4 protein-coding genes are annotated in these 7871 nt (G+C 63.6%); 3 read left to right on the top strand and 1 reads right to left on the bottom strand.

Annotation, left to right across the window (positions count from 1 at the left end):
- Positions 1–441: 441 nt before the first annotated feature.
- The 3 genes from atzF (at position 442) to XAXN_RS15230 (ending at position 7569) form a co-directional block, all read left to right on the top strand.
- The gene (gene atzF / locus XAXN_RS15240; protein ID WP_054320172.1) at positions 442–2241 is read left to right on the top strand and encodes an allophanate hydrolase; all 1800 of its coding nucleotides are present in this window, start codon (positions 442–444) and stop codon (positions 2239–2241) included.
- An 83-nt stretch (positions 2242–2324) separates the two neighbouring features.
- On the top strand, positions 2325–5972 hold the full coding sequence (gene uca, locus XAXN_RS15235; protein WP_054320171.1) for an urea carboxylase: 3648 nt from the start codon (positions 2325–2327) through the stop codon (positions 5970–5972).
- Positions 5973–6852: 880 nt separating this feature from the next.
- Positions 6853–7569 carry an isopentenyl transferase family protein gene (locus XAXN_RS15230; protein WP_054320170.1) on the top strand — a complete coding sequence of 239 codons (717 nt, stop codon included), beginning with the start codon at positions 6853–6855 and terminating at the stop codon, positions 7567–7569.
- Positions 7570–7581: 12 nt separating this feature from the next.
- Here the strand turns inward: XAXN_RS15230 and XAXN_RS15225 are convergent.
- On the bottom strand, positions 7582–7871 hold a 290-nt coding region (locus XAXN_RS15225; RefSeq protein WP_167694807.1), incomplete at its 5' end, for a transposase.

Genomic DNA, 7871 nt, shown 5'->3' with positions numbered 1-7871 from the left:
ATGCTGCCGCGGCTGGCGACGGCGCTGATGCGCTGTAAACCTTGCCCAGAGCGCGTTTTGCGCATGGCGAGCAACTTTCATGGCTGGGGGATAGGGCTAATCAGGTAGAAAAAAGCCCTCGGCAGTGGTTCCGCTCGGGGCTTTTGTCTCGCTCAGGGCCGTGTCATTGGCACGCAAAGAGGAGGAGGCTGCAAGGCAAATAGGGTCAAGTTCGCTCAGAAAGTCAACCTCACCCCATTTTCGATAACTCAGGATAACTCCTTCGCAAAGAACGTCGTCGCTTCTCGCAAAAAATCCCGTTCCTACGCCACCTGACGTATCTATGGGCTTCGAAATGCGCGATCACATCAAGAATTCTCAGATGGGTCTCAGTTGCTGGAGTCGACCAGTTGCCGCGCGTGCCGAGGAGCTTCCCGCGACCATCCAACTTGTCGAGTGACCATGACCACCACCGCTTTTTGGACCCTGGCCGATTGGCAATCCGCGTATGCGCAGGGCGCCGCTCCTGCCGAACTGCTGTCTTACCTCATCGCCGGCTTACCGCAAGGTGATGTCGCCTGGATTTCCCGGCTCTCCCTGGACGGCCTGCAGTCGCGGCTTGCCGGACTTGCCCAACAACTGATGTCGGTTGGCGGCGACCTATCTAAGCTGCCCCTCTATGGCGTGCCCTTCGCCGCGAAGGACAACATCGATGTCGTGGGGTTGCCCACGACCTGTGCTTGCCCGGAGTTCGCCTACCAGCCGACGCACAACGCCACCGTGATCGATCGGCTTGAAGCCGCTGGCGCGGTGGTCATCGGTAAGACCAACCTTGACCAGTTCGCCACCGGCCTGGTGGGCACGCGCTCGCCCTATGGCCCGGTGCCAAATGCCTTCAAAGCCGAGTACATCAGTGGTGGATCCAGTTCGGGCTCGGCCTCCGTGGTGGCCCGTGGTCTCGTGCCGTTTGCGCTGGGCACGGATACCGCCGGCTCCGGCCGCGTGCCGGCCGGCCACAACAACCTGGTAGGCCTGAAGCCTACACGCGGAATGGTCAGCAACAGCGGACTGGTGCCTGCCTGCCGCACGCTGGATTGCATCACGGTGCTGGCACTGAGCGTAGATGACGCCGATGCAGCGCTGCGCGCGATGGGCGGCTTCGATGCCTCCGATGCGTATTCGCGTCAGGCACCGGTCCGTCCTGCCAGCTGGCCCGCCAAGCCCGTGCTGGGCATTCCCGCCTCGCCCGACTGGTTTGGCGACATCCAGGCCGAGCGCGTCTACACCGATGCGCTGCGACGGTTGGAAACCATCGGCGTGGAACTGAAGCTGATCGACTTCGCGCCGCTGTTCGAGGTCGCTGCGCTGCTCTACGAAGGCCCCTGGGTGGGCGAACGCTATGCCGCCATTGAGGAGCTGATGAACGCCAAGCCAGAAGTCGTGCACCCGGTGGTGCGCGACATCGTCCAAAAGGCGACGAACTTCAGCGCGGTGGACGCCTACAAGGCCGAGTACCGCCGCATGGCGCTGGCACGCAAGGCCGAAGCTCTAATGCAGGGCCTGGACGGTCTGCTGGTGCCCACCGCGCCCAGCATCTACACCATTGAGCAGGTGCTGGCCGACCCGGTGACGATGAACGCGCGCATGGGCGTCTACACAAACTTCGTGAACCTACTGGACTTTAGCGCCATTGCGCTGCCGGCTGGCATGCGCGCCGATGGGTTGCCGGCAGGCATCACGCTGATCGCACCGGCTTGGCACGAGGCGCGGCTGGTCGCGTTCGGTCGGCGCTGGCAGGCGGCAGCGCCTTGGAAGCGCGGTGCTTCGCAGCAGAAGCTGCCACCGGTCGATGTGCCAGCCGCCCCAAGCCTCGATGGCCAAGTCATCGTCGCGGTCGTCGGCGCGCACCTATCGGGCATGCCTCTGAACGGGCAGCTCACCGAGCGCGGCGCCACGCTGCTGGAGAGCACGCACACCTCGGCGGCGTATCGCCTCTATGCCCTGCCCGGTACCGTGCCGCCCAAGCCGGGGCTGCTGCGCGCGGGCGAAGGCGCGCCCATCGCGGTCGAACTGTGGGCCATGCCGGTCGAGCGCTATGGCTCCTTCGTCGCCTTGATCCCATCGCCCTTGGGTATTGGCAGCCTGGATCTGATCGATGGCCGCACGGTCCAGGGTTTCGTTTGCGAGTCCTGGGCCACACGGGGGGCGGAGGACATTACTGCGCTAGGCGGTTGGCGTGCCTACGTCACCCGGAAGAACTAGACCATCGCGCCCGAACTTCACCTACCCATTCGCAGTGGGCTCCGGTCGGAGGCCAAGCCGCTGCATCGCCCGGAGCACGCCATATGTTCAAGAAGGTCCTCATCGCCAATCGTGGGGAGATCGCGGTGCGCATCGCGCGCACGCTCAAGAAGATGGGGGTGACGTCGGTCGCGGTGTATTCCGACGCTGACCATGACAGCCTGCACGTGAGCGTCGCCGACGAAGCTGTGGCTCTGAACAGCGGCGGCGGCAGCAGCGCCGCCGAGACCTACTTGCGTGGCGATCGCATCCTGGAGATTGCCCGGAAGACCGGTGCCGGTGCCGTCATCCCCGGCTATGGCTTTCTGTCCGAAAACACCGAGTTCGCCGAGCAATGTGCGCAGGCCGATGTCGTCTTCGTCGGCCCCACACCCGAGCAAGTGCGCCGCTTTGGCCTTAAGCACACCGCGCGCGCGATCGCCGAGGCCGCTGGCGTGCCGCTGACACCTGGCACCGGCCTGCTGCAAAGTCTGGACGATGCGAAAGTCGCTGCACAGCGCATCGGGTATCCCGTCATGCTCAAGAGCACGGCCGGCGGCGGTGGCATCGGTCTCTCGCGCTGCGATAACGCAGCCGAACTGGCCACGGCCTATGATTCGGTGCAGCGCTTTGGCCAGAACTTCTTCAAGGACAGCGGCGTCTTCATCGAACGTTTCGTTGCCAATGCGCGCCATGTCGAAGTGCAGATCTTCGGCGACGGCAAGGGCCGCGTTGTGGCGCTGGGCGAGCGCGACTGCTCGCTGCAGCGGCGGCACCAGAAGGTGGTTGAGGAAACACCTGCGCCGCACCTGCCGGACGCGACCCGCGCCGCCTTGCTGGACGCCGCCGTCAAGCTGGGCGAAGCGGTGAACTATGTCTCGGCCGGCACGGTGGAATTCATTTATGACGCTGCGCGCGATGCCTTCTACTTTCTTGAGGTCAACACGCGCCTGCAGGTCGAGCATCCCATCACCGAGGCGGTCACCGGGCTGGATCTGGTCGAATGGATGGTACGCATTGCCGCTGGCGAGCCGCCATCCTTCGACGATCTGCCCACACCGCAGGGCGCTGCCATCGAAGTGCGCGTCTATGCCGAGAACCCGGTGCGCGGCTTTCAGCCTGCGCCTGGCGTACTGACCGATGTTCAGTTCCCCGAAGGCGTGCGCGTGGACACATGGGTGCAGACCGGCACCGAGGTGTCTGCCAACTATGATCCACTGATCGCCAAGGTCATCGCCTACGGCTCAGACCGTGAGCAAGCCCGCCAGAAGTTGCTGATGGCGCTTGAGTTGACGCGCCTGGACGGCAGCGCCACCAACCTGGACTACCTGCGCAGCATCCTGCAAAGCAGGGAATTTTCGGCCGGGACGGTGTCCACTTCGTTGCTGGACCGCTACGACTATGTCTCGCCCGTGGTCGAGGTGCTGGAATCGGGGACCTACACTACGGTGCAGGATTACCCTGGGCGTACCGGCTATTGGGACATCGGCGTGCCGCCCTCCGGACCGATGGACGACTACGCCTTTCGCCTGGCCAACCGCATCGTCGGCAACCACGAGAGCGCTGCCGGCCTGGAATGCACGCTGCAAGGGCCGACACTCAAGTTCCATGGCGATGCGGTGATCGCGCTCACCGGCGCGCCGGCACTGGCGACACTGGACGACGGTGAACCGCTGCCCTGGTGGAAGCCCATCGCAGTGCGCGCCGGCCAGGTGCTGCGCATCGCCAAGGCCAGCAGCGGTTGCCGCAGCTACATCGCGATCCGGCGTGGCATCGATGTGCCCGAGTACCTGGGCAGCAAATCCACCTTCGTGCTCGGCCAGTTCGGCGGCCATGCCGGGCGTACGCTGCGCGTGGGCGATGTGCTGCCCATCAGCCGGCCCGAGCTGGCGGTCTGCGCCACGCCAGCGCCGGCCTGCGTGCCGGCCACGCCACCGCACGAACTGGTGCCCAGCTACGGCAAGCACTGGGACATCGGCGTGCTGTACGGCCCGCACGGCGCGCCGGACTTCTTCAGCGAAGACAGCATCGCCAGCTTTTTCACCACCGACTACCAGGTGCACTACAACTCCAACCGCCTGGGCGTGCGGCTGGTGGGTCCCAAGCCCAAGTGGACGCGCAGCGACGGCGGCGAGGCCGGGCTGCATCCATCGAATGTGCACGACTGCGTGTATGCCATCGGCAGCATCAACTTCACCGGCGATACGCCGGTGATCCTGACCTGCGATGGCCCCAGCCTGGGCGGCTTCGTGTGCCCCGCGACCATCGTCAAGGCCGAGCTCTGGAAGGTGGGCCAGGTCAAGCCGGGCGACACCATCCGTTTCAGGCGCATGGGCTTCGATGAAGCCCTGGCGCTGGAGAAGGCGCAGGACGAGGCCATCCGCCTGCTGCGCCCGCTGCCGGACCTGCCAGCGCTGGGTCTTCCCGCTGCACCGGCGACGGTTTCCGAATGCGTGCTGGCCGAGCTGCCTGCCGAAGGCGAACGCCCGGCCGTGGCCTACCGGCAGGCTGGAGACAAGTACATCCTGCTCGAATACGGCCCTAACGTGCTCGACCTTCGGCTGCGGCTGCGCGTCCATCTGCTCATGGAAGCGCTCAAGGCCGCGAAGCTGGACGGCGTACATGAGCTTTCGCCCGGCGTGCGCTCTGTGCAAATCCACTACGACAGCCGCGTCATCGCGCAGTCGGTGCTGGTCGAACGCCTGATCGCCTTGGAAATGCAATTGCCCAGCGTGGAGGGTCTTCAGGTCCCGAGCCGCATCGTGCATCTACCCATGGCCTTCGAGGATTCGGCCACGCTGGGCGCGGTCACACGCTACATCGAAACGGTGAAGGGCGACGCCCCCTGGCTGCCCAACAACGTGGACTTCATCCAGCGCATCAACGGCCTGGACAGCCGCGAGGATGTTCGCACGACGGTTTTTGAAGCCAGTTACATGGTGATGGGCCTGGGCGACGTGTACCTGGGCGCGCCCTGTGCCGTGCCGCTGGACCCGCGCCATCGGCTGCTCACGTCCAAGTACAACCCGGCACGCACCTTCACGGCTGAAGGCACGGTGGGCATTGGCGGCGTGTACATGTGCATCTATGGCATGGACTCGCCCGGCGGCTACCAGCTTGTGGGCCGTACGGTGCCGATCTGGAATAAGTTCCTGAGAAACCGCCAGTTCGGCGCGGAGCCCTGGCTGCTGCGCTTCTTCGACCGGGTGCGCTTCTATCCAGTGACCGAAGTTGAACTGGATCGGTTCCGGGCCGACTTCCGTGCCGGCCGCACGCACATCAAAGTCGAAGATGCCGTGTTTGATCTGGCCGAGCACGAGCGGCTGTTAGCTCAAGACGCAAGCAGTATCGAAGCATTCCGGGAGCGGCAGCAGGCCGCCTACGCCACCGAAGTGGCGCTGTGGCAGAACGACCCCAAGGTGGACGCGGTGGAGGATGCCGAGGAGGCAGTCATGCAGGCTGTCCACGGAAGCGCGGTGGTGGCCGACATGTGGGGCAATGTGTGGAAGGTTCTTGTCGACGTCGGACAGGAAGTCCAGATCGGCGAACCGCTGGTGATCCTGGAAGCCATGAAGATGGAGTTCCAGGTAGCCGCACGTCAGGCAGGAACGATCGCGGCCTTGCATTGCAAGGCGGGCAAGCCTGTCGCCGCGGGAGACGCGTTGGTGGTGATTCGACCGCACCCTGTGGCTGCGACTGTGCCTCACGCGTGACGGGGCGGCGCCGCGGTCGGTATGCCTGTGACGTCGCCAATAGCAGGGGAGCGCCAGTGCTCCCTAGCGGAGAGCTTCTTCGGCCAGCCCGAACGCGAGAGGATCGGGCGACGCTTCTCTATTGCCCAGGGGCGCCGTCCGCGCAGAGGTGCTCGATTACATCGGGATGTTCAACACTCCCGACGCCACCCTGGTTCAATTAGCGACCTGTTTCATGAGAGTTTGAACGGCGCTACGCGCAACGAGGGCCTTGAGTGTCTACAGAACCCTGAGCGTATCAGGTCAAGTTCATTCAGAAAGTCGACCTGACCCCGTTTCCCGGTAAGATGAAAGCCACTCGGTAGTGGTGCTGCGTGGGGCTTTTGTCTTGCCCCGGCCCGCGTTGTTGGTATGCAAGGTGGAGGCTGCAAGGGACATAGGGTCACGTTTACTCAGAAAGTCAAGCCGACCCGTTTTTGCACTTGAAAAGTCAACCTGACTCTGTTTCTGAAGCCGGACCCGGCATGGAACATCGCCGACAGCGATTGGCAGTTGTTGGCGGGCCTGGCCGAGGCAACGTTGATGCAGGCAGCGGAGGGAGCGATCCGCAGAGCGGCTGGCAGCTACCACGGACGTGATGTGCGCAGGACGGTACGCAAGCGCGTTGACCGGCTTGCAAGTCAATTGGCGAATCGGCAAAATTCCGTATAACGCGAAGTAGCAACTCGCAACAAGCTAGGCCAAGCGCCGGGCTTTTTTGTTTCCGGAAGATTCCTTGACGGCCATCGCCTCCGAGCAGGCCGACGGCCGCAGTGTCCTTGCTTTTCACGACATACATGCATAGCGCATTATAGATTTATGGGGATCTCAGTTGAGAGTTGTCCATACATGGCGTGATGCTATGAGTTGCATACTGCACCTGATCTGGGGGCCGACCTGTAGCGGTAAAACCGAGGTCGCCGTGGCGCTGGCAGAGCAAACCGGATGGCCGGTTATCGCGCTCGACCGAGTTCAGTGCTGCCCGGAAATATCCACGTGTAGCGGACGCCCGCTACCGGCTGAACTGCGCGGTACGCGCAGGATCTATCTGACCTCGCGCGCGGTTCGCGAAGGCATTATCCCCGCGGATGAGGCGCACGCATTGTTGGTTGATCTGGTCGATAGACACCGCGCTGCCAGCGGCGTGATCTTGGAGGGCGGATCGATCTCCCTGATCAATCGCATGATCCTTGATCCTCACTGGGCGAACGATTGGCAGTGGCGCTCGCACAGGTTGCTGCTGGGCGATCGGGCAGACTTCCTGGACAGAGCCCTACGTCGCGTTGAGAAGATGCTGCGCAGGGGCATGGAGCGGCCTTCGTTGCTGGAAGAGCTGGTGGCGTTATGGCCCGATTCCGCGCTTCGCCCGATTCTCGAGGATATCGACGGATACCGCTATGCGATCCGTTTCGCACGACAATGGAACTTACCGGTCGCCCAACTGCTGTCCCTAGGTGATGAGATGAAACAGCGACTGATTCACGGTATCGCCGAGGAATATCTTGGCCACGCGCAGTGGCAGGAGCGGGACCTGCTTACGTTGCCAGCGAGCTGGCAAGCGCAGGAAGTATCGACCTGATTAGCCCTATCCTCAGCCATGAAAGTTGCTTGCCATGCGCAAAACGCGCTCTGGGCAAGGTTTACAGCGCATCAGGGCCGTCGCCAGCCGCGGCAGCATCTGCTCCAGACGAAATCGGCGGTTGAATCGATAGGCCGCTTCGGCCAGGTAGCGCCGCGCATATTTGGCCTGGCGCACCGCATGGTAGGTGCCGCTGATGGCACGTTTGACATTGCCCAGCTCCACATTCAACCAGCGTGCCCCCTGGACTTCGGTTGCGGCACGACCGCCGCCGGTATCGAGGCTGGGGTGGGCATGCCCTG

Source organism: Xanthomonas axonopodis (assembly GCF_001304695.1).
Classification (GTDB): Bacteria; Pseudomonadota; Gammaproteobacteria; order Xanthomonadales; family Xanthomonadaceae; genus Xanthomonas; species Xanthomonas axonopodis.
Note: the sequence above shows the minus strand (reverse complement) of the source record. Positions and strands in the feature narration are given on the sequence as shown.

Excerpts from the sequence above, each read along its gene's own strand:
- XAXN_RS15230 (WP_054320170.1), top strand. The coding sequence starts at position 6,853 with ATGAGTTGCATACTGCACCTGATCTGGGGGCCGACCTGTAGCGGTAAA.
- uca (WP_054320171.1), top strand. The coding sequence starts at position 2,325 with ATGTTCAAGAAGGTCCTCATCGCCAATCGTGGGGAGATCGCGGTGCGC.
- atzF (WP_054320172.1), top strand. The coding sequence starts at position 442 with ATGACCACCACCGCTTTTTGGACCCTGGCCGATTGGCAATCCGCGTAT.